This window comes from Paenibacillus sp. MZ04-78.2, from assembly GCF_024213375.1.
In the GTDB taxonomy this organism is placed as follows: domain Bacteria; phylum Bacillota; class Bacilli; order Paenibacillales; family NBRC-103111; genus Paenibacillus_G.
Map to the genome: position 1 here is coordinate 40,710 of NZ_JANAVJ010000028.1, position 25,329 is coordinate 66,038.

Genomic DNA, 25,329 nt, shown 5'->3' on the forward strand with positions numbered 1-25,329 from the left:
TTCACACTCCTGTCAATTTATCCGCCAAAATGTGGGATAAGATACGATAATGTTGAAATAGGCAAAGTTAATGTGGTAAATTTATAAAGTAGTTTTTTACCTACTGGGTTATTGTCCCTTTTTTTAGTGTTTTTATGTGCACATCGTAAGCGAACCTGAGAACGTATGATCAAACAACATGAGACTCTAGACTTAGAGAAAAGAAACGTGTCATCAGGAAAAGCATCGCATCCGTCGGTCTTAAGGCCAGGGGAAGCAGAGGTTCGAATGCGGCAAAAAACGGCTTAAAAGGAGAAGAAAATGAAATTTTTCAAAGGAGCGGATCGACTCAAAGGCCTGTTGGACAAGCTTCGCACTCCAAGGTCTGCGGATCGTTCGAATAGCTTGGATGAAAGTGTAAAACCAGCGGCGGTGTCGGAAGTACCGGGAGCGACAGCGCTTGAACGGATGAAAAATCGAATCATTTTACATAAATGGATGGTTATCAAATCGGTCTCCACGTTGGGCTTGATGGCGGCGGTTGTTGTTGGCGGACATGGATTGGTTGAAGCCAACATGAAAGATTATTATCGGGTATATGCGAACGGAGACCTGGTTGGAATCGTATCCGATCCTTCCAAGGTCGAGGAATATAAACAAAAGAAGCGGGAAGAGTTGTCCAAGAACGAATCCGATCTTCGGATGGTCGTAACGGAACCGAAGCTCGAATTAGCCCCTGAAAGGGCTTTCGAAAACAATATTCAGGATCAAGCCGTGCTTGAAAATCTGGGCAGCTATTTCTCCTCGTACCCGGTTGGCCTGCAGCTTCTGGTGGATGGCAAGCCGATGGGGATCGTGAAGGACGAAGCGGCGGCGAAGACGGTGCTGGAGCAAATCAAAAACAATGCGGTCGCATCGATGCAAACGAAAAAGACGACGGGGCGCGTAGGCATCTTGTCGGCATCGCCCGCAGCCGGTACGCCGGTGCAAACGGAGCTGCAAAAAGCGGACTTCGTGCAAAAGGTCGATCTTCAGGAAGTTAAGATCGAGCCGAAGCAGTTGGCGAATCCGGAGGACCTGCGCAAAAAGCTGGAGACCGGCGATGTTCAGCCGACGAAGTATACGGTGGAGAAGGGCGATTGCGTCTCGTGTATCGCACAGAAGCTGAGTATTCCGAAGCAGGTCATTTATCAGAACAATCCTACGATCACCGACGATATGATCAAGGTTGGCCAGCAGCTCGACTTGACGGTTCTGAAGCCGACGCTTGCCGTGCGGACGGTTGAAAAAGTGGTAGAAAATCAAGAGATCGCCTACGAGACTGAAGTGAAGCAGGATGACAACATGCGTCTCGGCGAGTCCGAGGAATTGAGTCCCGGTAAGAATGGTCTCAAGAAGATGAGCTTTCAGCTTACGAAAGTAAACGGCCTGCTTGAGGCGGAGACGGTTTTAAGCGAAGAGATCGTTCAACAGCCGGTTAAGGCCGTCGTGAAGAAAGGCACCAAAGTGATCAAAGGCGAAGGAACAGGCAAATTCGCTTGGCCGGTAGTGTCGGCATCGATTTCAAGCACGTTCGGCACCCGTTGGGGCGCATTCCATAAGGGTGTCGATTTGACCGGCAACCGCAACATCATGGCGTCGGATAACGGTAAAGTCGTATTTGCCGGCGAGAAAAGCGGGTACGGCAACTGCATCATTATCGACCATATGAACGGCTACCAAACGCTGTACGGCCATTTGAGCCAGATCAATACGAGCGTCGGTAAGATCGTCGAGAAGGGCGAGAAGATCGGTTATATGGGCAGCACCGGAAATTCAACGGGCGTGCATCTGCACTTCGAGGTACAGAAGAACGAAACGCCGGAAAATCCGCTTAAGTATTTGAACCAATAAGAAGGCTTGAGAGATAGAGAGGGGCATGGAAGTCACAGGAAACCTGGGCTTCCGTGTCTCTTTTTGCTTCAGGATGTGATAAAATAATAGGATAGCTTACCATGGATAGGATATTGTTGACATTCGGCGGCGCGAAGTAAGGAGCGAAGTTCGGATGCAACGCGAGTCTCTGACAGGCGGTGAACGAAGCATGGCCAAAATTCTCGTCGTCGACGATGAACAGCCGATTGCCGATATATTGAAATTCAACCTGGAAAAAGAAGGCCACGAAGTCATCTGCGCCTACGACGGCGCAGCGGCCGTGGAGCTTGCCTATTCCGAAGAGCCGGACCTGATTCTGCTCGACCTGATGCTGCCGATCAAGGACGGTATGGACGTCTGCCGGGAGGTGCGGGTGAAGCTGAACACGCCGATCATCATGCTGACAGCCAAGGATAACGAAATCGACAAGGTGCTCGGGCTGGAGTTTGGAGCCGACGATTACGTGACGAAGCCGTTCGGCACGCGCGAGCTGTTGGCCCGGGTGAAAGCGCATCTGCGCCGTCATACGAAGTCGGGGATGGCGTCGGCAGCCCAGGCGCAGCCGAACGAAGGGGAAGCGCGGCAGGGGCTGCGCATTCAGAGCTTGTTTATCGATACGGACATGTATGTCGTGTATAAGGACGACGTTCCGCTCGATCTGACGCACCGGGAATTCGAGCTGGTGCAGTACATGGCCAAGAACAGCGGCAAAGTCATGACGCGGGAGCATCTGCTTCAAGCGGTATGGGGCTTCGAATATTTCGGCGATGTGCGGACGGTCGACGTGACGATCCGCAGACTGCGCGAGAAGCTGGAGGACGATCCGAGCCGTCCGGAGTACATTATTACCCGGCGAGGGCTTGGGTACATGATGCGCAATTCAAAAGCAAGCGCCGGCGGCTACTAGGCAGAGGCCGGGCCGATGAAAACGATCCGCTTTTTCCAATCGATTCAAGCCAAGCTGATTATTATTTATTTGCTGCTGATTTTGGTCGCGCTCCAGCTTATCGGGGTTTATTTTATTAAGACGCTGGAAACGTCGCTCAAAAACGAGTTTATCGACAACCGAAACTCGCAGGCGCAGCTGCTCGCACAGTATGCGGAGACGTACCTGACGGAAAATCAGGAAAATAAAAACTCGGACACGACCAAGAAATCGTATGCTGATCTGAACGATTTTGTAAACGGCCTCTTCGCGACGAGCAAAGCGGAAATTCAAATCATCGACGCGAATGGTGTCGTGCTCACGACGACAAGGCCGATGAACCAATCGGTCGTGAACAGCAAAAACACACAGACCGAAGTAACGCGGGCGCTGCAGGGGATTAAGGATAACCAGCGTCTGTTCACCGACTTCGACGGCATCCGCAAAATCGTTATCGCCAAGCCGATCGGATCGGGCGTCAAGGTGCTCGGCGCGGTATATATCATTGCTTCGATGGACGATGTCTACAAAACGCTGACCCAGATCAACAACTTCTTCATCTCCGGCACGTTGATCGCGCTCGCGCTCACGGCGGGTCTCGGCGTGATTTTGTCGTCTACGATTACGAACCCGATCAAAGCCATTACGAGACAGGCGACGGCCGTAGCCGAAGGCCGGTACGAATACGAGGAGAAAATCCGGGTGGTGGGCGAGGACGAGATCGGTCAGCTCGGCAATACGTTCAATTTCATGATGGAGCGGCTTCGCGAGGCGTTATCGCTCAACGAAGAGGAGAAGGAAAAGCTCGCTTCGATCTTGTCGAACATGAACGACGGGCTGATCGCCACAGACGACCATGGGCGCATCATCGTGATCAACCGGCGGGCGAAGCAGATTCTGCAGGTTAACGAGGATACGACGCTTGGCATGCCGCTTGACGAGCTGCTCGGGATGCTGCAGGAGAAGATGCAGGTGCTGGAAGGCACGGAGGATCATTCGACGATGCTGCATCTGTACCATGAAGCCGAGGAAGATATGCTGTTCGTCAAAGTGACGTATACGACGATTCGCAGCAAGGGTAAGGGCTTTGCCGGGACGATTGCGGTACTGCAGGATGTCACCGGCCAGGAGAAGCTCGACCAAACGCGCCGGGAATTCGTAGCGAACGTATCGCACGAGCTGCGGACGCCGCTTACAACGATTAAGAGCTATCTCGAAGCGCTGGAGGACGGAGCTTTGGAGGAGCCTCAGCTTGCAGGCAAGTTCGTCAATGTGGCGAGAAACGAAACGGAGCGGATGATCCGGCTCGTCACGGACCTGCTGCAGCTGTCCCGGCTCGATTCGAAGCAGGCGATTATCAGCAAGGTAACGACGGATGTGACCGAGATGCTTGATGAAGTGGCGGACCGCTTTTCTTTTCAATTGGAGCAGCGCATGATCGCCATCGAAATCGACGTCGAGAAGCACGTGGATGAAATTATGCTGGATCGCGACCGGATCGATCAAGTGCTCGACAATCTGGTCTCCAATGCGCTCAAATATACGCCGGAGGGCGGACATATCCGCATTCACGCGGGCCGGAGAGAATCCTCCGTGCTGGAAATTTCCGTGCAGGATAACGGCATCGGGATACCGCGCAAAGATTTGAGCCGGATCTTCGAGCGCTTCTACCGGGTAGATAAAGCCCGTTCCCGCAACATGGGCGGGACCGGTCTCGGCTTGTCGATTGCCCGGGAAATAGTGAAGGCGCACGGCGGCGCCATTCAATTGGAGTCGGAGCTCGGGCAAGGGACGCGGGTAACGTTTACGCTGCCGTATCAACAGGAGGAGGCGGCCGTATGATCGAGAAACTGAAAACCGCCGCGCTGACGCTGCTGGTGCTGCTTAGTCTGCTGCAAAGCTACCTGCTGGCCTACAGTTACCCGAAATACGATCCGGTCAAGCCGGAGGAATACGTGAAAACCGACATCCTCGGCACCCGTGCGTCCTTGAAGGAAATGCTGTTTCCGGATCAACTGGTGCTGCATCTGGGCAACCAACTGCATACGGTGCTCTACCCGAATACCGTGAAGTACAATGAAGTGATGGAAATTTTGAAGCAGCGGTTTTTGGAAGGGTTCCGGAAGACGAGTGTCACTTCGCTCGACATCAACTGGGACGATGTGCGGAATAAGCAGCAGGGGGTCGAGATCCGATTCCGCGACGGGCTGCCGATGAACGTTCTGCAGGAGGTTATGCAGCTGAAGGGCGACCTGCAGGGCGAGAACGACCTGATTACGCGCATTTGGATTTTTGCCAAGGATATGAATGAGGTCAGTGCGATTCTGTTTACGGATACGGCAAATACGGTGTACGAAGCGATCAAGGCCGATTTTACGGTGAAGGACATCGAGAAGTTCGTACAGACGGACGCAACGTTTACCCCTTACAAGCCGATGGCCGGGGATTATTATTTGCCGATGAAGCCGCTGACGATCCCAAGCTTCAAGATGACTTATACGCAGTTTACGGCGGATCAATTGAAACGTACATTCTTTGTCGATCCGACGCTGACGCGCAATGTGACGGAGCGGGACGGCTCGGAGATTTACACGGACGGGAAACGCGGGTTGAAGCTGAGAAACGAGCAGCATTGGATGACGTATACCGATCCGGTGGCCGCGGCGGAGAACAATAAGGTCGATTTGCGCGAGAGCTTGTTATCGGCCGTGCAGTTCATCAACCAGCATGGGGGCTGGAACGGCAAGTACGGAGTGCAGAAGGTGCCGCAGCGGCTGCTGCCGGGCAATCAGCAGTATGTGTTCCGGCAGTACTACAATTCGTACCCGGTCATCAATACGCGGAACGAGAATTCGGGCTTTATGAAAATATCTCTGCAAAAAGGTATTGTAGCCAGCTACGAGCGTTCGCTGCTTACCCCCGATCTGCGAAGCTCTGCCCGTACCGAAGTACAATTGGCGGGCGGAGAGGCGCTGGAGCAGAAGCTTGCTGCGTTCGCCAACAAGGCGCGGGTGTATTCGATCTTCCCGGCTTACCGCATGGTCGTGACGGAGCAGGCGATGATGTTTGTTCCGGCTTGGGTGACCGAGCTGCAAGACGGCACATACGAATTTTTGGACTAAGGAGGATGCCGGCGTGGAATGGGGACGGGCCAAGACGATATTAATATTGTCCTTCCTGCTGCTGAACGTGGTGCTCGGCATCCAGCTATGGTCCAGCCGTGCGGACCTTCTCGATCTGGATGCGAACGCGATCGGAGCGGCGGAGGAAATTCAAAGGCTGACGAAGAGTAAAAATATACAGGTGCCGCCGGATATTCCGAAGGATGTGCCGAAGCTGCGGGAGATTGTCGTCCGGTTCGACGATAACTTCAATCCGGAGAAGGCGGTGCCGCTGGCGGCGCCGTTCAAATTCGATCCGTTGATCAGCAAGGGCTCGTTCCGGGAGCTCCTGGCGAGAACGGGGATTCCGAAGATCGAGTCGTACCAGTACGATCCGATGACGAGTCTTGGCGGTACTTATGTGTTTCACCAGTTGTACGGCACGCTTCCGATGTTCGACGTGCAGTTGAGACTGTTCGAGAAAGACGGACAAATCACTTCCTACCAGCAAGGTTATGTGGAAGTGCAGTCCGACGGGCAGCAGAAGGAGCAGAAGGTCATTACCGCCTACATCGCTTTGCGGAGTCTGATCGAGAACTATTTGCCGTCGGGAGCGGTTATTACGAGCGTAAAGCTCGGGTATCACGGGCAGGTATACAATTCGCAGACGTTGAATATGTGGCCTTCCTGGCGGGTGTCGCTGGGGAATGCGGACGGAGACGTGTATTACGTCCATGCTTTGAACGGTGCGGTGGAAGGGCCGCAGAAGAGCAAAAAGTAAGCGGCTAAGGAGTTTTGAACATGGGGATACGGTTTTGTGTGCTGGGCAGCGGCTCGACGGGCAATGCCACGGTCGTTGCGACCGAAGAGGGCAAAGTGCTGATCGACGCCGGACTCAGCGCGAAAAAGATTGGTCAATTGTTGAAGGAACGAGGCATGTCGGCCAGCGAGCTGGACGCGATTCTGGTGACGCACGAGCATGCCGATCATATTAAAGGGCTGGGCGCGGTTGCGCGCAAGTACGACTTGCCCGTCTATGCCAATGAAAAGACATGGGCGGAGCTTGACCGGCAAATCGGCGAGATTGCGGAGGAGAACCGCTGCGTGATGAAGACGGGGGAAATGCTCGAATTCGGCTCGCTGCAGGTGGAATCGTACGGCATATCGCACGATGCGGCCGAGCCGGTCGGCTACTGCTTTTATCACGAGGAAGAAAAGCTGAGCGTCGCGACGGATCTCGGTTACATGAGCTCCAAGGTGAAGGAGAAAATTCAGGACAGCGACGTGCTCGTTCTGGAGTCCAACCACGATATCGAGATGCTGCGTATGGGCCGGTATCCGTGGAACATCAAGCGGCGCATCTTGAGCGATGTCGGCCACTTGTCCAACGAAGCGGCCGGGACCGGCCTCGTCGATGTGATGACGGCGAAGACGAAGCGGGTGTATCTCGCGCATCTCAGCCGGGACCACAACCTGATGGATTTGGCCAGGCTGACCGTGAATAGTATGGTAGAGGAGCGGCTCGCGCCGGACGATCACCGTGCCAGGCTGATGGACACGTATCATGACCGGGCGACGGAGTGGGACGTGTTGAAGGACGATTAGCTGTTGCCGGTCGGGAGTATGGGCTGGTCGGACGCCTCCAGCGTGTGGATTTTGGCGGCTAATTCTTGTGGGGTGAGCAGCCCTTTTTCCAGCAGCAGTTCGAGAAGGGCCCCCAGTAAGAGGGAGTTCCGGTAATGGTCTTCCTTGAGGTCCGCAAGCTTCGCGATCCAAGCGATTTCATCCAAATGGGACGATATGCGGCGGTTCGGCATCTTCATCATCCTTCCTTGATCGGGTGCAGGCTATGTTCTTATTCTAGTCTAGCTTTAGGGAAATCATTCCTCTTTTTTAGTTTTTGAGATTGACAGATTTTACGGTACAATGGATACAGCAGATTTTTCGGCCTCGGATGGGGTGCGGAGCGGGATGGAACAGGGGGCGGCAGCGGTGAGTTTGTTTGACGACGATTTTTATTCGACGAGGGCACCCCGAAGGGAGACTTGGCGCTTGCCGTCCGGTCGGCCCGGTGTCAGGCTGCCGACGTGGCTGCTTCCGGCCGTAGGCGGTGCCGTTGTAACGGCGGCCTTGTTCATGCTGTTTGATCGGGAGACAGGGCATGATTCGCTGCCGAAGGCGGCAGCGGTGATGGCCGCTCCGGGAGCGGCGACTGGCGGAGGGATCGATGCCGAGCGGCTGATGAGCGATACGGTGGTCGGCGCGGCAGCGAAGGTATCGCCGACGATTGTGAGCATTATCGGCTCCCGTCGGGAGGGAGAGAAGGAAAACGCACGCGGCGGCGCGGTGGGGCTCGGTTCGGGCGTTATTTTTGCCCGGGCGGGGGATCAGGTACGTATTGTGACGAACAACCACGTCGTGGAAGGGTTCCAGCAGTTGGATGTCACCACCATCACCGGCGAGCGCCGTAAGGCGACGTTGATCGGGCGCGATCAGATTACGGATTTGGCCGTACTGGAGATTGACGGAAGCGGGATCAAGCAGATTGCCGAATTCGGCGATTCGGATACGCTCAAGCCGGGAGAGACGGCGTTAGCCGTAGGCAATCCGCTCGGACTCGGGTATGCGCCGACGGTGACTCGGGGCATTATTAGCTGGCCCAAGCGGACGATTCCCGTATCGCTCGGCCGCGAAGGCGAGTTCGACTGGGAGATGGAGGTCATCCAGACGGATGCGGCCATCAATCAAGGGAACAGCGGCGGCGCTCTCGTGAATCTGGACGGTAAGGTCGTCGGCATCAACACGCTCAAGGTCGCGGATATGGGCGTAGAGGGCCTCGGCTTCGCAATCCCGATCAACCAAGCGCGATCGATTATTGAGACGCTGATCAAGGACCAAAAAATCAAGCGTCCTTACATCGGCGTGGTGACGCAGGATTTGCAGTCGTATGCGGGCATCGAAAGCTTGAAGCTGCCGTCGGATGTCAAGAAAGGTGTCCTGGTGATCGACGCTATCGGTCCGGGTAAGGATGCGGGGCTGAAAACCAGCGACGTGATCGTGGAGCTGGACGGCAAGCCGGTCGACGGTACGCTGGCGCTGCGCAAATACATTTACGGGCACAAAAAGATCGGGGAAAAGCTCGCCGTCACGTATTATCGGGGAGCGAAGAAGAATACGGTTCAGGTCACGCTGGCCGAGCTAAAGGACCGCTAATGTAACTTTGGTAGGCGGTTGTTAGGGGAAACTGTAAGTCATGGCCGCGTTTGGGGAACAATAAATGCGGGGGCCGAATCGGAGCGAAACGGTGTGCGATTTTATTAGGGTTAAAAGAAAAAGGGGTCTTATCTTATGCACGTAGTTTGTAAAGATCATCTGGAGCTGGCCATTGATATGTTCGTGGATGAATATGAGGATGCGCCGGACATCGTGGACTTGGAGGAAGTGAAGTTTACGGGCTGGGACCCGCCTCCGCATTGCGAACGGTGTGCCGAGCCGGGGCGGTTCTTGGTTGTGTAGGAGTTTGGCGGTTATGGTGAACAAGATAAAGTGATTGTGGGAGGGCTGGCTTGGTGCGGTCTTCCTTTTTTGTAGCATTAAAAATTCAAGGCACCCCGAATAGAACAGGTAAAGGATAAACGAGAGAGGAAGAACAAGCGGATGAACATTCAGATTATCGCAGTAGGTAAATTGAAGGAGACTTATCTGGTGCAGGGGATCGCCGAGTACGTCAAGCGCTTGGGAGCTTACGCCAAGGTACAGATCATCGAGGTGCCGGACGAGAAGGCGCCGGAATCCATGAGCGCCGCGGAGGAGGTGCAGGTGAGGCAGCGCGAGGGCGAGCGCATTCTCGCGAAGCTGCATGGCGACGCCTACGTGGTGGCGCTTGCCATCGACGGGAAGCCGCTGTCGAGCGAGGAGCTCGCGCGGCAAGTGCAAGACCTTGCCACGTACGGGCGTAGCCACATGGCTTTTGTTATCGGGGGCTCGCTTGGCCTCGCCCCCGAAGTGCTTGCGCGCGCCGACCTCAAGCTCTCGTTCGGGCGTATGACGCTGCCGCACCAGCTCATGCGGCTGGTGCTGGTGGAGCAGGTGTACCGGGCGTTTAAGATTATGCGGGGGGAACCATACCATAAGTGACGGCGAAAATTTTTCGAATTAATCGCTTGCTGGGGGCGGAGGGTCTCCGCTAGGGGCAGGGATTGGGATGGGCTGCCTCCACCGGGGAAGAACGCTGCGCAGGCGGGCGCGTTCGGGCTGCTGGAGTGTTCAGAATTGTCACCTCACACTCACAACAGAGGAACGCAATACGCTACTCACATCACTTGATTTACAAGAAATGGGCTGTGCTATACTCGAATAGAAAGCGAGGTTGAACCCATGACACCGAATGCCCAAACGTTCAGGAAAGCGCTGGAAACTATATTTTCAGATGCGCGGGAGCGTGGTCAAGAGTACGTCGATGTCGTCTCCGGGGAACTTCATGCGAAAATAGGGGGATACCCATCCTCGAACCATCGGATGCCTACGTGTTGCTCCGTCATGCGGCAGCACATGAAAGCCGCCGATATGGAGCTGTCTGCTCCTCCTAAAGGCAAAGGAGCCGAGCTGAGGATCAGATACTATCTGTAAGGAAACCGGAAGTCGCTCTTTTGGCGAATCATCGGGTCAGAGAAGCCTTGTTCTTTCAAACTGTAAAGCGATCATGGCCGAGGATCATATAATAGAGTACCTCGATGCCGACCTTAAACCCTCATTCGGGCGCATGACTCTGCCACACCAGCTCATGTGCTCTGCTGGAGCAGGTGTATCAGGCGATTATATTAATCGGGGGAACAGTGCCATAAGTGACGGCGAAAAGTTGGGGTTATCAAGAGTCCGAGATCAGATTTTAATGTTAGAGAGAAAGTTCAGGAGCGAGTAATTCGAGTGGTGTTCCTGTATCTTAATCGAGGGTGTGTGTCGTGAGTGACGGAAAAATTCTAATTGATAATACGCTTTTCCATTATCGTTTGCTTTCAGGGAAGAACGTCCATGTTGGTCGAGACTGATGGTCTGTAATGTCCTGTTGTTTACTTCCATATATTAGTGTGGGATAATTTGAATAGAGGGGGCGTTTGTAATGACTAAAATTGTTACTTTCTATAATCATAAAGGTGGGGTGTCTAAAACCACTTCAATTTTTAATCTGGCGCATCTATTGGCAGAAAAAAAGAAAAAGACGCTGGTTGTTGATGCAGACCCACAATGTAATATTACGGAAATTTTGCTTTCTCCAGTAATCGATACTTTAGATGAGAAGCAATTAAATACTGGAAGTGATTTGGATATTCCAGGGACGAGTTTGCTTGATGTTTTAAAACCGAGAATTGAAGGAGATATGTCGTCCATTAGAATAGATGATATTGTTGTCAATGAGATAAATCCATACTTACATCTATTAAAAGGCGATGTTTCATTGAGTAGTATAGAAGATGCGCTTGCAGAAGCACATACTCAACGTTTCTCTACAAAAACCCATGAAAAGAAAACGTACGTTGCAGTTGCCGACTTTTTAAATAGGTTTGGCGCGGCAGGAGAATATGACTACATACTGATCGATGTCGGGCCGAGCTCGGGAGCGTTGACTCGTACATGCTTTTTATCCTGTGATGCTTTTTTTATCCCTACAGCGCCTGACCGGTTTAATGTACAAGCTATTCATACACTTGCAAAAATATTGGAACGTTGGCTTGAAGAACATCAGCAAATTTACGAGCAGTTTCTATCCTTAGGTTTGCCTGTAAAAAGAGGTAAGCCCCAATTTCTTGGTACAACTGTCCAACAGTTCAAACGCAGTAATAAAAGACCAAAACCTGGGTTTCAAATGTGGATGAATAGAATTCCTCAAAGTGTCGAAAAAAAGTTGTTTCCAGTGCTTAAGAGGTTTTCTACATCAGAAGTTGATTTGACATCAGGTCTTACTAGCTCTCAGATAGCTGCAACAGAAATCTCTGATTTTGGAAGTTTAGCCCCACTTATGCAAGAAACAGGAAAGGCTGTATTTCAATTCAGTAGACAAGACACTATAATAATCACGGAAAGTGGATCTCCTTGGGGAGGCAGTACTTGGTTGGATGGTCAAGCAAGGATGGAACAATTTAAATCAGAATTTGAAAAATTAGTAACGCGCTTGGAGTTGATAACAAAGTGAGTTTTGTAGCTAAAAATCATTTTGTTGCGTTTATTGACTTACTTGGCTTCTCAAGTATGGTTAAGAAGGACTTGGAAGCGCCTGATGGAACCAATAAATACATGGAGGAGTTATTTCGAGTCCATCAAGAAACTATTCAACTTGCTGGGGGAGTAATTAATTTAGATGTAGTTCAGTTTTCTGATTCTGTAATTTTGGCGACTGAATTCAAAAAAGAGAACTTTAATGAGTTTCTATGGTTGATTACTAAATATCAATTCACTCTTTTTTCAAGAGGCATACTTTCAAGAGGCGGTGTCGCGTATGGGAAACATTACTATAACAATGGCTTTCTGTACAGTTTAGGTCTGATTGAGGCGTATAACATAGAAAGTAAAATAGCTAAAAATCCACGAGTGATAGTGTCGAGTGATCTTTTAGAGCTTTTATACGAGAATGAAGAGGCCATGGTTACCAGTAAGCTACCTTTGATAAAAGAAAACGATGGTTTATTGTTTTTGGACTATCTTAGCTTCTGTGAGGATGGAATAGAATTGTTTTTAGATACTATAACTCGTGGATTAGAAAATGGAGATCCAAAAGTTCGCGAAAAGTACAATTGGTTAAGTGATTATATAAAATATAAATTTCCTGAGGCAAACCTCTCCAACAATAGATTTAAATGAAAAGACCCATTATTAAAAAGATGGCCTACTCGCCTCCACCAAGCCAAACCAAAGGAGAACGTTCGCCACAGCGTTCTCCTTTGCGGCATTCTGTATCACTCATTCATTGCCTCCTTCGCTTCCCTTTGTCTATAAGCGTCTCCAAGCCCAATGGACTCATAGAAATCGCGCATTATATCGTCTATGCGCCTCGAAACAATATCGTGCTTCTCCTCTGGGATGAACTCCAACATACAGTCAATGATAGCCTGTTCAAGCGCGGCATTTTCTGTATACAAAATAATATATACGCATCACTTTTACATCGTAACGTTAAAGTTTAAGTTCACAACAGGCAACACAAGCGAGGTGAGAGGTCTTATGAGATTCTTGTGAAGACAGTAAAACCCACATTTACGGGCTTCTAAATGTGGGGTTGTTCATCCGCACAAACAGTGGAGACGTTATGGGGAGTGAGGTTGTAAAGACTAACAGAGCGCCCAGTTACCTAACCATGACAAGTAAGTAAATCGTTGGAATGAATCCGTTGAATAGAAATCGCTTTTCAATAACTTAGATAACGATTTCGATTTTCTCCCGCTTCTGCTGGGAATAATCCGCCGTTGCTGCAACCGGAGACGGGAAAAAATAGGAATCCATGTTTTCGTCAAAGCTCAGTTCAATCGTCTCAATCTTCTTACTGGTGTTTACGGTAATCCGCTTGATGAACAGGTGCATTAACGTTTTTCGCTGTTCGAATGGCGCGGTGGTAAGTACCTGATTAAATCCATGAATCAACTCGCGCACCTGTTCGAAAGCGATAGGAGACGTATTGCCTTCGGTTAGTTCAAGCTCCAGTCGGGACCTCTCCGCTCGAAACTTGATTAAATCGGCCTGAATCTCCTGCATTCTCTCAGCGACGGTTGACTTATCGAGTTTATTTTGCTCGAATGCATCAAGGTAGCGGCGCTTTCTGGACTCAGCCTGTTCTAATTGGCTTTTAATGTGTTCTAGCTCCGCTTGGAGCGGTACTGTCCGGGTCGTGAGTCTGTGGTTAATTTTGTCCACGATGGCCTTTAGAATACGGTCTTTGGACAGTACTCGCGTTAACCGATTCATTACTTCATCCTCGGCCTCCTGCTTCCGAATGCTATTGGCTGAGCACACGCTGCTTCCCTTACTTCGGAAAGCTCCACACGAATAATACAGGCGATTTACGATTTCTCCAGTCTTCGTTTTGCTCTGTGTACGGCTGGCGACCATCGCCGCGCCACACTTCGGACAGCGTATTAACCCGGATAGCAGGAACTCACCGTCAAAGATACGGGATGGTGTGAATGATTTCTTCTGGTGGAGGAATTGGACTTTCTCCCATAACGCATCATGAATAATGGCTTCGTGCTTTCCATCTACGATAATCGGTGTGGCGTTCTTTCCTCGCCTCCGCATGTCACTCCAGTTCTCGTAGCGGTTGTAGCGGATTTTACCGTTATAAAATGGGTTATTCAGGATTTCCTTTACTGCACTCGTGGAGAAGGTGTTCCCGGTCTTGGTCGTATAACCGCTGTGGTTTAGTTCGTTGGCGATGCTCTTTAACCCGCGTCCGGCAGCGTAAAGCTTGAATATCTTTCGGACAATAATCGCCTCAGCTTCTACAACAATGACCTTCGATCGCCCCGAAGGGTCGCCGGGGTCAGGGACAACCCGATACCCCAGCGGCAACTTACCGTTGTGTTCTCCTTTTTCGGCGCGATGTCTCATGCCCATTTTGACGTTATCTACAATTGTATTCCGCTCTAATTCGCTGACGGCCCCCATCATTTGTAACGCGAAATTTCCCATCGATGTTTCTGTCTCGAAGTTTTCAGTGAAAGAGCGGAAGGTCACGTTATACATTTTCAATTGGTTCAAGATGTGAAGAAGATCATAGGTTTTCCGCGCTAGTCGGTTGATTTTCCATACAAGAACCATATCAAAACGTTTGTTTTCAGCATCCTTCAGTAACCGTTGGAGCTCATATCTGCCTTCTGTGCTTTTTCCGCTCACACCCGAATCTTCATACACATCGTATATCTCTTTCCCATATAATTTACAATAATCACTTAACACTTTACGTTGTGCCTTGATGGAGTAACCATGTTTAGCTTGGTCTTCGGTGCTCACACGCGCATAAATGGCAACTTTGATCGGTTTACTGGTCATGGTCTGAAGTCCCTTCTTGTGAATTAATCCAAATTAAGCTGTTTATTTTCGAAAAGCAGTGTTGTATTCATATTCGTATACGGCTGCTAACATTTGAAGCGTATACCTTCCAGAAGGCGTCGAGAAATCGAGGTTTTCCGTCACGGAACGAACCTGGACATGTCGCTGTTGAAGTTCGTTCACAAGGGAGATAAGCTCGATTGTTTTTCGAGACAGCCTATCTATCCTCCACACCAGTACCTCATGGAACTGCTGCTTTTCAGCGTCCTCCAGCAAGCGTTGAAGTGAATGGCGTCTTTCTATGCTAATCCCGCTTACGCCTTCGTCCACATACTCCGCGTAGATTTCTATTTCGTTGGCTTCGCAGTATGCGCGCAACGCTTGAAGCTGGTTATCCAACCCTTCCTGTTCTTGATTCACACGTGCATAGATGGCTACTTTCGTTTTATTCGTTGTCATAGTGAAAAATCTCCCTTCAAATAATTAGATGTTTGAGCGCGGCGGTACCTTGGATGTGCATTTCGGTTACATCGCGGTCAGGAGGAACGTGAACGCTCTGGATAAATCCACGGATCAAGGCGTTGCGTTTCCCCGCTTCGATGGCATGAAATGATTGGTAGAGTGATTTCATGGCGCGTCGGACTTCTTTCAGTGATACAGCGCTGTTTTCGAGTTCAGCGAGCTTCGATTCCAACTGATGCTTGTTCTCGTTCAGCGTTGCTGTAGCTTGTTTCAAGGATTTTAGTTTCTCAACAAGTTCCACATGCCCGATGAACCCATCCTCAAATAGCTCGTAACAGCGCCGCTGCTGTTTTTCCAGTTGTTTTAAACTCATCGCGGTCTGAGCGACCTGTTCCCGTAAAGGCGTTTCGGCTTCCTTGTTCCTGCGGTTAATTCGCGTGACGATCTGGTTCAACAAGCCCTTGTTCGTGAGCATGTGCTGGAACCGGGACAGCGTTTCGTTTTCTACAGGTGAAGCGGGTATTGTGTTCGCTTTACAAGCTGTTGGGCCTTTATTTGTGTAATTCCCACACACGTAATAGTGGTTCATGTGAACGCACCCGTCTTTCCGAACAGCTTTCGTATGAGCTGGAACCATGCTACTCCCGCATACCGGGCACTTCAACAAGCCAGCTAACGGATAATGCCGGTTAATCTGCTTGGTTGGCGGTCGGGAGCGCTGATTCAGAAGTGCTCGAACCTCGCTCCACAGCTCCATGTTGATAATGGGCTCATGTGTGCCTTGTACTACCCGCTTCGAACGGTCGCTGGAAGCTCCGGTAAACTTCTCGTGGGCTGTGTACTGAATCTGGCCGATGTAGTTGATGTTGGTCAGGACACCTCGAACGGTGGTGGTACTGAACGGTTTATTTCGTTTCGTCGTGTATCCAGCCGCGTTTAATTGGTTCGTAATGGCTTTAAACCCTTGCCCACTCCGATACTGTTCGAAGATCATTTGCACAAGCCTAGCCTCATGCGGAACAATTCTAACGTGCGGTTCTACATCGGCTCCGGTTACCCATTCGTACCCAAGGACGTTATTCCCGCTATTCCAAGCTCCACGTTGGCTACGTTTCTGCATTCCCAAACGTGTATTCTGGGCAATTTGCTCCCGCTCCAGTTGAGCGATAGCGCCAAGCATCTGTACTGTTAAGTTACCTTGGGCTGTGTTCGTTTCAATCTGCTCAGTCAGGCTTACACAGCCGATATTATGCTGTTTGAACACCTCCATCGTCTTGAGTTGATCGACCAAGTTTCGCGCCAGCCGATTCAGCTTCCACGTAATGACGGTTTGGAATCGACCTTGCTTCGCATCCGCCAGTAGTTCTAACATGGCAGGTCTTCCATCAATGGACTTACCGGAGTATCCATCGTCCACGTATTCGCGATAGATGGATAGCTGATGTTCAGCAGCATAGGCGCGCAGTTCTTTAAGCTGCCCATCGATGCTGTAGCCTTTCGTTTGTCTCTCCGAGGACACCCGGACGTAAATTGCGATTAGGTTCGTATTAACCCCCTCCTCTAAAAGGAAATAAATGGATGACCGTAGCATAACCCGCTTCTGTGGAACTATTCAAACGCCATGTAGGCTGGCTCAAACCAGTCGATACTTGGATAAGCACACCCGATCATGCTTTAGCTTGGTCGGATGGTATTTTAATTTCGGCGAGATTATCGCAGGTTCGCGTTGGTTTCAGGTGTGGCAGGAGCAGGTCTACAAGCAGATCGAGCGTTCGGTTGAACTCGGCTGCTGGTTCAGAGCTATTCACGGTTACCACCTTCCTTGTCATTAATGAAAGCGGGCATCGATCACCGTTCCCATGTTGGGGGTGGGGTTGCCGCTATATCATAAATAAAGCGCGGGCTGCAAACGGTACTCTATGGTCGTGCACGGATTCGATAAAATAGTTGGGATATAGCTTTTAAGTCTTAAGTAATGGCTCCAGCGTAAGGGAGCATGGACATGCTTAGTGGGAAGAAGAAGGGAGGATGGGGGTGTATCGATTAAAGGCATAATTCTTCACTGTGACCGAAAATTTACGTTCAGCCGAATTATGGCTTCACAACGGGAGAGTGGGATGAACGCCTTTCAGCCATCCAAAATTCCGAAATTCCAAAATTCGAAGCGGTGTCGGGTAAACGCTAAAGGCCACGTAGTGTGTACGTGGCCTTCGGTAGTTATCGGTTCAGCAGTTCTATCGCTTTGGGTTAAGTCCGTACTTCGTCGAGTCTTTTCCAATCCCGTGGCGTTTCACCTGCTCGACAAGCAAGAAGCCTCGCTCAACAAGCTCCTGTAAATCAGGTTTCATGTCTTTTACCATCGCGTAGTTCTTTCGTTTCATCAGGTTCCAAATTTGGGTAGGCACGTGCCACTTGATGATCGGATTATTTTCTTGTGTTTTAACCAGCGCTTGAAGAATATACTTCTGCTTTTCGGTATGTATGCTTTCGGAAGCTTCCCCGAATGCTTTCAGCGTGTGCGCGTAAAAGTATTCCTCCAGCCGCGCCGCTGCCTCTACCGTAGATGCAGCTACTTCCTCGGGCAACTCATCCTTATCCGCATGTTCGGCCATATGGAGCAGGCCAGCGATTCGCATGATCTGTCCAACCAACTTTCCCGCCCAAGCCTTTAAGTCGCTCGTGAGGTCAGTGTTGTCCGGGCGCAATCGTGGCTCGTTTTTATCAAACAGTCGTTCATATATCTCTACGGCTTCTTTGGAAAGGCGTATGGTCTGCGTAGGCTCCTCCTCGTCGTAGGCGGTTCCTTGTACGGCGTTCTTTACGTAATCGACAAGATTCGCCTGTGCGGTGTTGGTGCCTTCGGGCGGCAAAGGTTTTCGTTTCAGCAAGCGGGTCATCATTGCATGGTACGTTTCCTTTACCTCTGGCGGAATCGGCTTACTTCTTGGTTTCCGAGTTCCTAACGGCGAATCCGGGATGGCGTAGAGGAACCGAGCAAATAGCCCCCGTCCATTCAATGCACTATTGGTTAAAACGCGCTGGAGATGATCGTTCTGTACCAATAGTCCAACCGATAAAGTGGGCGACTTTAGATAAACGGAACCACCATTTTTTCGGTCGTAGGCGTAATGCTCACCGCTATGCCCTTTCAGGAATATGTCCACGTTTGATTTCTTATCCGAATAGAGCCCAGCAACGATGTCCAACACGCCGCCTTCGGCACTCAGAACGCCCATTCGATTGTGATTCTCGGACATCGCCTGTATCAACTTCTCGGCCGTGATGTCCTGTTTGATAAGCGCGGGCGGGAAAAGCTCTTTCGTCGTATCCAGCTTCTTCTGAATGTCCGCCAGTTGGAGTCGAGCATCCAAGTTACCTTTCCTGATATCCTTTAGCACACTAGCTTGCTGGGCCTTCAGCCATTCAATCTCGGCTTTACGTTCCGAGATAGCCTCGACCATCTCCTCCCGCAAGTTCTCCTCGTAGGCATAAATTGGCGCAATCATTTTGCTGAAAACGTCGGACTTCCGGTTTGCTGACGGTAAAGCGACGATAGCGTACAGGCAGAGCGGCTCCGTAAAGCCAGGAAAGACCTCCAGCTTATAGCGCCTATGTACAGCCACCGCCACCGATAATAAAGCCATCATGGCAGCTACATCAACCGGGGTCTGTGAGAAGGTCGCCACAGCACCTACGTAGTCGCGTAGCCATTTCGGGAAGATGTCTATCGGAAACGTAGGGACGGAATACGCCTCGAAAGGCGCGATTTCCGGGTATTCATCCGGGTTTTCATCATGAATTCCGGTCTCAGACAGCTTTTCGGTGCCATTGTTCTTGGTACGCTTGGAATACTTTTCGACCTGCCTATCCAAAGCGTTTGTAATCTCCCTGTCCTGATAATCTAAACGATTCACCCATTTTTCCCGTTTGCCTAACGCGCTGGCGCTAAATATTCGTCGGATTTGTTCAGCGTCACTGCTGTAGAAGGCAAGTTTGTATGCAAGTGCAGAGTCGGCCTCGCTTTGGCTCGTGTAGCCCAGCCCTTCTCTCCATCCCTGCTCGTAAAGCGTTCGCCACTTGACTCCTTGTCGCTCTCGGAATAGCTTTTCAAGGATTTCAGTGTCAGACAGCGCATTTAGCCGATCTTCACCGTGTTTTACGACAGGCGGCTTACTAGCATGGTCACGCTTGGCTGGCTCAGGGAACACCTGCTTGTACAGCTCGTTTAATTCGCTCTGCCGCTCCATGACTTCCTGTGGATCTCCTACAACATTGCCAGTCACTACAAAGAAGCGACCAGAATCGTACATCTCGATTCTGTCTTTTTTATTGCGTTTTCCGGGACGTGTTCCTTTTACAATAATATGAAAACCTTTGCCGGATACACTGAATTCCGTATAGGAATCCATGCTGGCGATGATGTCCTCGGCCCAAGATTCTATCGCCCCAGTGTCGGGATCAACGCATTTATCCAGATCAATCCCGGTCAGCCCGCCCCCCTCTTTAAAGACGAAGGCAATTCCATTAAAACGTCCGTTTGGGCTATTACTAATCGTTTCGATTGCTCCTTGGAAGCTCATCTGATTTTGAACGTCATGGGGATTAGAGGGAATACCTTGGATATTACAAGGCACTTTCGTTACTTTTTCGTCGCGGGTTTGAAATTTCCATAAAACCCACTGGTTAAGCTCTTTAAGGCTTGCAGGGATGTTGTTGAAATTCATTTAGAACACGTCCTTTATTCGAGTTTATGTTGGTGAAACAAAAATCAATAAGTAATTTTTGGCGCGGCGGTGATAGAAACAAGTCACAAATCATCTATTTTCAGTAGTAACCGCTCCATTCAGCACGCGTAACTCTGAAAATAGGCAGACTTTGGGCGGGTGGGTTAGGGGGTGATCTCATAGTGCTCCTCCTTTCGGCTTTTGTTATAAAGAAAGGAGCGAGAATGAAATATACACAAGGGAATCACATCAGATGGGTGATAAAATGTTTTAATGGGAGTGATAATTAATGTGCATGGGGGGTTCGGGAGGGGAAAAATGTGTTCGAGGAGAAGGCCAAACGTCATGCAAGAAGTATTTTTGATATTGTAAAGACTGGAATATAGGAATTTTGGAATTATGGCGTCTCTGAGCCCGTTTATACCTCTCGGGAGTTGGAGAGCCAGAATACGAAATTATGGAATTTAGAGGAACTTTACTCGAAAAATACGCTATCGCTGTTGACAGGATGTTTAATCATGGTCGATTTCCATCGCTGCTCATTGGCAAGGATTCGTTCAAGATACGGCACAATCAAGCCGTATAGTTGAATCTTAACAGCCTAACCGCCTGTTTTCTGATGAATCGAATGTACGTGTAATTGAGATATAGTGACAGGGCGAGTAGGTGTGTCATATTGCCATTCTCATTTATCAACAGTGTTCTTCTCTTTGCGTCGGTCATCGCGGTTTTTGTGAATGCTCTTATGGCGCTTGTAAAAACAACAGTTGACATGCCGAAGAACATTATTCCTTTGGTGGCCTTAGTCGTTGGTGTGGTTGTTGGTGGCGTAGCTTACCCGTTCACTAATCTGGAATTTGTTCTCAGGCTGTGGGCCGGGGGTATCGCTGGGTTAACCTCTGTTGGATTGTTTGAGGTATTCAACAAGCGGGAAGGCACAACTAAAGAGTAATACAGAGACGGCGCAAGCCGTCTTTTTACATATGGGTATCAGGAGTGAACTTCTAAATTTCGTGTTTGTTTATGGCGAGGATATGAAAACACAAAAGGAGAGGAAAGAACATTGAATCTTATTAAAGTCAACCAAACCGAAAAAGGTATGACTGTGGATGGTCGTGAGCTTCACGCATTCTTGGAAGTGGGACGCGATTTTACAAACTGGATTAAAGATCGCATTGAAAAGTATGGTTTTATCCAAGGCGAAGACTTTTCGCCGGAATCGGCGAAAACCTCCGAAAGTGGCGGTAGGCCACGCACCGAATACGAACTTTCCATAGATATGAAAAGCCCCACCAGCGATATTCGGGACGTTAGTCGTCCATCGTATCGCCAGTGGGGCAAGTTGGATATAGTGACAGGGAGAGCAGGTGTGTTATACTTCCATTCTCATCCATCGATAGGTAATTACTTGGGCTAAGTCGTTTCGGAGGAGGTAAGTTCAACTTACCCCCTCGATTGAATCGACCCCATCCAAAAGTCTTGATTTAACATCGCTTGGGTTACCAATATCGAGCACATTACACACATTTTTAAGGACAAACCACGGTTCTCCGTCTTTCTCAACCACACGTACTCATCTCGACTCTGGATCTTGGCAGCGTAGCATACAGGTAAGGAGATAGAAGGAATTCGATATATCTTAAAACGTCTTAATCCGAACGTGGAAGCAGGTTATAGCACATTGGCATCCGAGGAAAGTCCATGTGATTTATTGAATTCAGGCGTATCCAGAGAACAGCATGTGGTATTGTGCGGGCTACTACGTAAAAATTCGAAAAGACGAGCGTTAGCGAGTCCCTCCTCGCGAAGCGAGGAGCAGAGCACATCCATTCCTTGTGAGTTCCATAGTCAGAAAGCGGCCCAAGCTTCTATGGGCATAGGATGCCCACGGATATTCAGGCCTGTTCCTGCTTATGACCTCCTCGCTTCGCGAGGAAGACTCCGCTGCGCTCCGTCGCTGTTCTTTCCTTCGGTCTTCAGGGGAGAGCCAGATGTTCAGGTGTGAATTCAGATTCACTTCTGAATATCGTTGGCCCTTTTATACGGCGTATTCGCCCACTCCCGACAGTACCGGTTTTCTCGTGGAGGATGGAGCGTTCCCATAAGAACCCTGTATTTCCCACATAGAGCGCATGTCACGTTTTCCATTAATATTTTCTAAAAATAGGAAATAAATCGTATATTTATTCGTTTTTTCGCAAGAAATATACCATTCTATACCAGTAGGTTATCAATCATGCGGAATTGATCGAAAATTTCAATCAATTATTTCAAAAAAGCTTATTTGCGCCAATGCACAAAGTGCTGTTAGGGGACACAGAGAACGTAGGAGCGGGAGGAGCTTATAGTGAGCCGAGGGAATATGTGGTGATTTATTGAATTCAGGCCGGACACGAGTCGTTTGTAGTTAACTGGCATAGAAAGAAGCCCCTATGAGCCAAAATCCGGTGAATAAACGGCCAGCTTTGGCGTATAGGGACGTTACTTAGGTTCGGAGGCAGAACGATTCATAACGAAGGTGCTGTGCGGTAGAATCGATTTAAACAGTCCATCAACATTTCGATGCAATGAGTCGGTAATTGCGTTTATTGAAACAAATTGACGTACAGCAAGGTCAAGCAAACAGGCATCACGAAAAATACCGTGAAGGGAATAAAAAAATTGAACCCACCAACTTTACGGATGTGGTAATCCTGAAGTTTATCATCAGCATGGTTCTTCATGATTTTTTCTATTTTCTTCTCAGCATGCCGCAGGTAGATTTCGTTAATAAAGAAGGCCAGCGGGGTATTGAGCATCAGCATAAACAGCGCTCTAAATTCTATCGTGCTTAAATTCACACTGGACGTAACGATTAGCATGAAAACGTTAGCGGCCAAGAAGATGATAAATGCGAGGTACATCTTTCGGTATAGCAGGAAGATGCCCCCGAGCCAGAAAGCACCCCAATTCCATTTCAATTTCTTCTGCCATGCTTCTATATAAAAGTCGTTACTGGCGAACTTTTGCAAGTGCTCCTCGGTCACAGTTGGATTTTTTATGTAATGCAAGCTACGCACCCCTTTCTATATTGGATATCCAAGTATATTCCGCTGTCTGCCGCTGTACGACAGGCACCCTATAACGGTCTGAAATAAGTGTGGCTAATCCAAGCTATTTCCTGTCTTATAGAGTAATCAGTCCATTCACGTCAGCGCATCCGAAGCCTTTTTTAAGGCTTCTATGGCTCCTTTAACTTCCTCGGGCTCAAAGTGAAAACCTTTGCCTTCCCTCCAAGGGTTTTCCTTGGCTCTCTCGCCACCATTTTTGTAACGATATATAGCGCTTCCCATTCTTCTCGATAATGAGCGTCTTGATGGACTCTGTGTGTTTGAAATGGGGCGGTCGGCTACAACTTCGACTAGCTTAATCGAATCGTCCGTGAATGCTAGATTCTGATTATCCATCATGCACCATCCTCCGGTTCGTCTTCAAGTAAGCGAATGTGACCTTTGCTAACAATCGTAAACCCACGATTTTCCCAATGTTTTACGAATTTCTCGGTGCATGTAATTTCAATTCCGTTAGCAGGGTTCTTCATGATGTAACCTTCACGTTCTTTGGAAAGTTCGTCAAAAGCTGTGTGTTCCTTATCCATCTTTTTATCCACCTTTCCCGCTTGTGGGTATACCAATCATTGCTAATATACTACTTATAAAGAGTTTAATCAAACAATAAAACTGTCTTTAACCCCCTGCATTTTGCACGTCTAACCTTCTACTCTGATAGTAGAAGAGGTGGTAATATGTCAGAGCTACGTTATTTAGTTGGTGAGCGAATAAGGGCGATCAGAAAGGCCAAGGGGCTTACCCAGCTTCAACTAGCGGAGCTTTCTAGCTTAGATGATGCTTATATCGGTGCAGTGGAGCGGGGAGAACGAAACTTTACCATAGATACACTGGAGAAAATACATACAGCACTTCAAGTTGATACCGCCGATTTATTTCGTAATGACGCTGTTAAAAACAAAGACGAGTTAGTGCGGCGACAAGCTACTGACGAGTTTATCGCTTTGATTAGCGATTTAAAGAGTGAGCAAATTGAAATTGTTAAACGAATCAACAAAGAGTTGGTTCAAGCGTTTAGCCATCCGTTATAAATTTAATCTGATCATGAAAAAAATCCGCGTGAATTAAAAAATCACCAATGCCCTAAATGGCGATTGGTGATTTTTTAATCGATAACTCAAGATGAGGTATGATCGAAAGGACTTGATTAGTATCAAGTTTCAAATCATCGTTTGGGTTTGAAAGGGCCGATAGAAATGCGGTGCTAAACAAATACATAAATTCGTCCAAAGGTAGATGATCAAACTTGATGTAGCATTCATAAAGTTTAGCTACCCCTAAACTGTACAGGTCTTCAATACTAACAGCAAGTGGGCTATTGCGTGGAATGGGTGGAACATCAATAACAATGGATTTTATAAGAATATTGTATTGTTTGTAAACATCTTCCCAAGATAACATTTTTTCGCCCTCCGTATGTTTTGGATTAGTGGAGATTCACCTTACAGGTAAATCATACGAGGCGGGAACAGAAAAAACAAATTCGTTTTTTTGAGAAATGATGGAGAAATGGTCCGAAATAAATGAAGTAATGGTCAAAAAATCGGTTGATTTCTTCTTTTTTCTTGGTTTATTGCAGTATTCTGTTTGGTTTTAGGGAATAGGCAATAAGTAAGAACAGGTTGGCGAAGCGAGTGCCGCGCTGCACTCTTATCTAATTTCGCCGATAGACCCGTTCAGCTCATTGTAGGGGAAGTAGAATTAACCTAAGCTATAGAGACATTATACTTCGCCATATATTCACCCTGTTCCCGAACAACTTATTCAACGATAATTTACTTATAAGCATCGCATTGAGGCTCGGGAAAGTAATAGTATTTACAACAAAGATACCTATTTCTTTTAAGGCTCAGTCATAATCTGCATGGCTTTCGCACGGTTTAATATGCGTTGTCCTTCCGGTTCTTTGCGCTTGGTAATTATAAGTTTGATGAATGTTATCCGAACGAATCGAAAGACTAAATGCTAATAAGGAGATATTGCATGGAGTTTATTAGAAAATTAAGTAACTATTCAGGTACACATTCAACACAAATAGGGGGTGCGAAGCACCCCGGCAGGAATCGAAAATGAATTATTGT

The 25,329-nt window shown here is 48.9% G+C and carries 25 protein-coding genes; 15 read left to right on the forward strand and 10 right to left on the reverse strand.

The genetic code is table 11. The features are described 5' to 3' along the window. Nucleotides 1-300: 300 nt before the first annotated feature. The 6 genes from NLX71_RS18180 (at nt 301) to NLX71_RS18205 (ending at nt 7,524) form a co-directional block, all read left to right on the forward strand. Complete coding sequence (locus NLX71_RS18180) at nt 301-1,872, forward strand: M23 family metallopeptidase (protein ID WP_254365214.1); 1,572 nt, start codon at nt 301-303, stop codon at nt 1,870-1,872. Nucleotides 1,873-2,062: 190 nt separating this feature from the next. Then, on the forward strand, nt 2,063-2,800 hold the full coding sequence (gene yycF / locus NLX71_RS18185) for a response regulator YycF (protein ID WP_254365238.1): 738 nt from the start codon (nt 2,063-2,065) through the stop codon (nt 2,798-2,800). Between the two features lie 15 nt (nt 2,801-2,815). Continuing rightward, nucleotides 2,816-4,660 (forward strand): cell wall metabolism sensor histidine kinase WalK, encoded by a 1,845-nt coding sequence (walK, locus tag NLX71_RS18190; protein WP_254365215.1) that lies wholly within the window; start codon nt 2,816-2,818, stop codon nt 4,658-4,660. Further along, entirely contained in the window at nt 4,657-5,940 is a 1,284-nt protein-coding gene (locus tag NLX71_RS18195; RefSeq protein ID WP_254365216.1) for a YycH family regulatory protein, read from the forward strand. Before walK ends, NLX71_RS18195 begins: the two co-directional genes overlap by 4 nt. A 13-nt stretch (nt 5,941-5,953) precedes the next feature. After that, nucleotides 5,954-6,700, forward strand: a complete 747-nt coding sequence (gene yycI / locus NLX71_RS18200) for a two-component system regulatory protein YycI (RefSeq protein WP_254365217.1) — start codon at nt 5,954-5,956, stop codon at nt 6,698-6,700. 20 nt (nt 6,701-6,720) lie between these two features. Further along, on the forward strand, nt 6,721-7,524 hold the full coding sequence (locus NLX71_RS18205) for an MBL fold metallo-hydrolase (RefSeq protein WP_254365218.1): 804 nt from the start codon (nt 6,721-6,723) through the stop codon (nt 7,522-7,524). Here the strand turns inward: NLX71_RS18205 and NLX71_RS18210 are convergent. Continuing rightward, on the reverse strand, nt 7,521-7,736 hold the full coding sequence (locus NLX71_RS18210) for a hypothetical protein (protein ID WP_254365219.1): 216 nt from the start codon (nt 7,734-7,736) through the stop codon (nt 7,521-7,523). The genes NLX71_RS18205 and NLX71_RS18210 overlap by 4 nt on opposite strands. 175 nt (nt 7,737-7,911) lie before the next feature. On the opposite strand from NLX71_RS18210, the gene NLX71_RS18215 reads away from it, so the two are divergent. From NLX71_RS18215 to NLX71_RS18240, 6 genes are all read left to right on the forward strand, one after another. After that, complete coding sequence (locus NLX71_RS18215) at nt 7,912-9,132, forward strand: S1C family serine protease (RefSeq protein ID WP_254365220.1); 1,221 nt, start codon at nt 7,912-7,914, stop codon at nt 9,130-9,132. A gap of 135 nt (nt 9,133-9,267) precedes the next feature. Beyond that, entirely contained in the window at nt 9,268-9,435 is a 168-nt protein-coding gene (locus NLX71_RS18220) for a CxxH/CxxC protein (RefSeq protein WP_254365221.1), read from the forward strand. A 141-nt stretch (nt 9,436-9,576) separates the two neighbouring features. After that, a complete protein-coding gene (gene rlmH, locus NLX71_RS18225; RefSeq protein ID WP_254365222.1) occupies nt 9,577-10,056 on the forward strand; it encodes a 23S rRNA (pseudouridine(1915)-N(3))-methyltransferase RlmH in 480 nt (159 codons plus the stop codon). Nucleotides 10,057-10,296: 240 nt separating this feature from the next. Beyond that, nucleotides 10,297-10,548, forward strand: a complete 252-nt coding sequence (locus NLX71_RS18230) for a hypothetical protein (RefSeq protein ID WP_254365223.1) — start codon at nt 10,297-10,299, stop codon at nt 10,546-10,548. 490 nt (nt 10,549-11,038) lie between these two features. Next, nucleotides 11,039-12,109, forward strand: a complete 1,071-nt coding sequence (locus NLX71_RS18235; RefSeq protein WP_254365224.1) for a ParA family protein — start codon at nt 11,039-11,041, stop codon at nt 12,107-12,109. Continuing rightward, a complete protein-coding gene (locus NLX71_RS18240; RefSeq protein ID WP_254365225.1) occupies nt 12,106-12,774 on the forward strand; it encodes a hypothetical protein in 669 nt (222 codons plus the stop codon). Before NLX71_RS18235 ends, NLX71_RS18240 begins: the two co-directional genes overlap by 4 nt. A 552-nt stretch (nt 12,775-13,326) precedes the next feature. Here the strand turns inward: NLX71_RS18240 and NLX71_RS18245 are convergent. The 4 genes from NLX71_RS18245 to NLX71_RS18260 all read right to left on the reverse strand — a co-directional run bounded on the left by NLX71_RS18245 (nt 13,327) and on the right by NLX71_RS18260 (nt 20,141). After that, nucleotides 13,327-14,955: a recombinase family protein gene (locus NLX71_RS18245; protein ID WP_254365226.1), complete on the reverse strand. Its 1,629-nt coding sequence runs from the start codon at nt 14,953-14,955 to the stop codon at nt 13,327-13,329. A 42-nt stretch (nt 14,956-14,997) separates the two neighbouring features. Then, a complete protein-coding gene (locus NLX71_RS18250; protein ID WP_254365227.1) occupies nt 14,998-15,414 on the reverse strand; it encodes a recombinase family protein in 417 nt (138 codons plus the stop codon). A 16-nt stretch (nt 15,415-15,430) separates the two neighbouring features. Beyond that, a complete protein-coding gene (locus NLX71_RS18255; protein WP_254365228.1) occupies nt 15,431-17,008 on the reverse strand; it encodes a recombinase family protein in 1,578 nt (525 codons plus the stop codon). A gap of 643 nt (nt 17,009-17,651) precedes the next feature. Next, nucleotides 17,652-20,141 carry a phage NrS-1 polymerase family protein gene (locus NLX71_RS18260; RefSeq protein WP_254365229.1) on the reverse strand — a complete coding sequence of 830 codons (2,490 nt, stop codon included), beginning with the start codon at nt 20,139-20,141 and terminating at the stop codon, nt 17,652-17,654. Between the two features lie 691 nt (nt 20,142-20,832). Between NLX71_RS18260 and NLX71_RS18265 the strand changes: the two genes are divergently transcribed. After that, on the forward strand, nt 20,833-21,093 hold the full coding sequence (locus NLX71_RS18265; RefSeq protein ID WP_254365239.1) for a holin: 261 nt from the start codon (nt 20,833-20,835) through the stop codon (nt 21,091-21,093). A 111-nt stretch (nt 21,094-21,204) separates the two neighbouring features. Beyond that, nucleotides 21,205-21,558 (forward strand): antA/AntB antirepressor family protein, encoded by a 354-nt coding sequence (locus NLX71_RS18270; protein WP_254365230.1) that lies wholly within the window; start codon nt 21,205-21,207, stop codon nt 21,556-21,558. A 21-nt stretch (nt 21,559-21,579) separates the two neighbouring features. On the opposite strand, the gene NLX71_RS18275 is transcribed toward NLX71_RS18270, so the two are convergent. The 4 genes from NLX71_RS18275 to NLX71_RS18290 form a co-directional block, all read right to left on the reverse strand. Further along, the gene (locus NLX71_RS18275) at nt 21,580-21,708 is read right to left on the reverse strand and encodes a BRO-N domain-containing protein (RefSeq protein WP_309248966.1); all 129 of its coding nucleotides are present in this window, start codon (nt 21,706-21,708) and stop codon (nt 21,580-21,582) included. Between the two features lie 1,018 nt (nt 21,709-22,726). Continuing rightward, a complete protein-coding gene (locus NLX71_RS18280) occupies nt 22,727-23,191 on the reverse strand; it encodes a DUF2628 domain-containing protein (RefSeq protein ID WP_254365231.1) in 465 nt (154 codons plus the stop codon). 135 nt (nt 23,192-23,326) lie between these two features. Then, nucleotides 23,327-23,590, reverse strand: a complete 264-nt coding sequence (locus NLX71_RS18285; RefSeq protein WP_254365232.1) for a hypothetical protein — start codon at nt 23,588-23,590, stop codon at nt 23,327-23,329. Continuing rightward, on the reverse strand, nt 23,587-23,778 hold the full coding sequence (locus tag NLX71_RS18290) for a hypothetical protein (RefSeq protein WP_254365233.1): 192 nt from the start codon (nt 23,776-23,778) through the stop codon (nt 23,587-23,589). The genes NLX71_RS18285 and NLX71_RS18290 overlap by 4 nt, the downstream gene beginning before the upstream one ends. 147 nt (nt 23,779-23,925) lie before the next feature. Between NLX71_RS18290 and NLX71_RS18295 the strand changes: the two genes are divergently transcribed. Next, nucleotides 23,926-24,279: a helix-turn-helix domain-containing protein gene (locus NLX71_RS18295; RefSeq protein ID WP_254365234.1), complete on the forward strand. Its 354-nt coding sequence runs from the start codon at nt 23,926-23,928 to the stop codon at nt 24,277-24,279. Between the two features lie 52 nt (nt 24,280-24,331). Here NLX71_RS18295 and NLX71_RS18300 read toward each other — a convergent pair whose 3' ends face one another. After that, nucleotides 24,332-24,649, reverse strand: a complete 318-nt coding sequence (locus NLX71_RS18300) for a hypothetical protein (RefSeq protein ID WP_254365235.1) — start codon at nt 24,647-24,649, stop codon at nt 24,332-24,334. Nucleotides 24,650-25,329 lie beyond the last annotated feature (680 nt).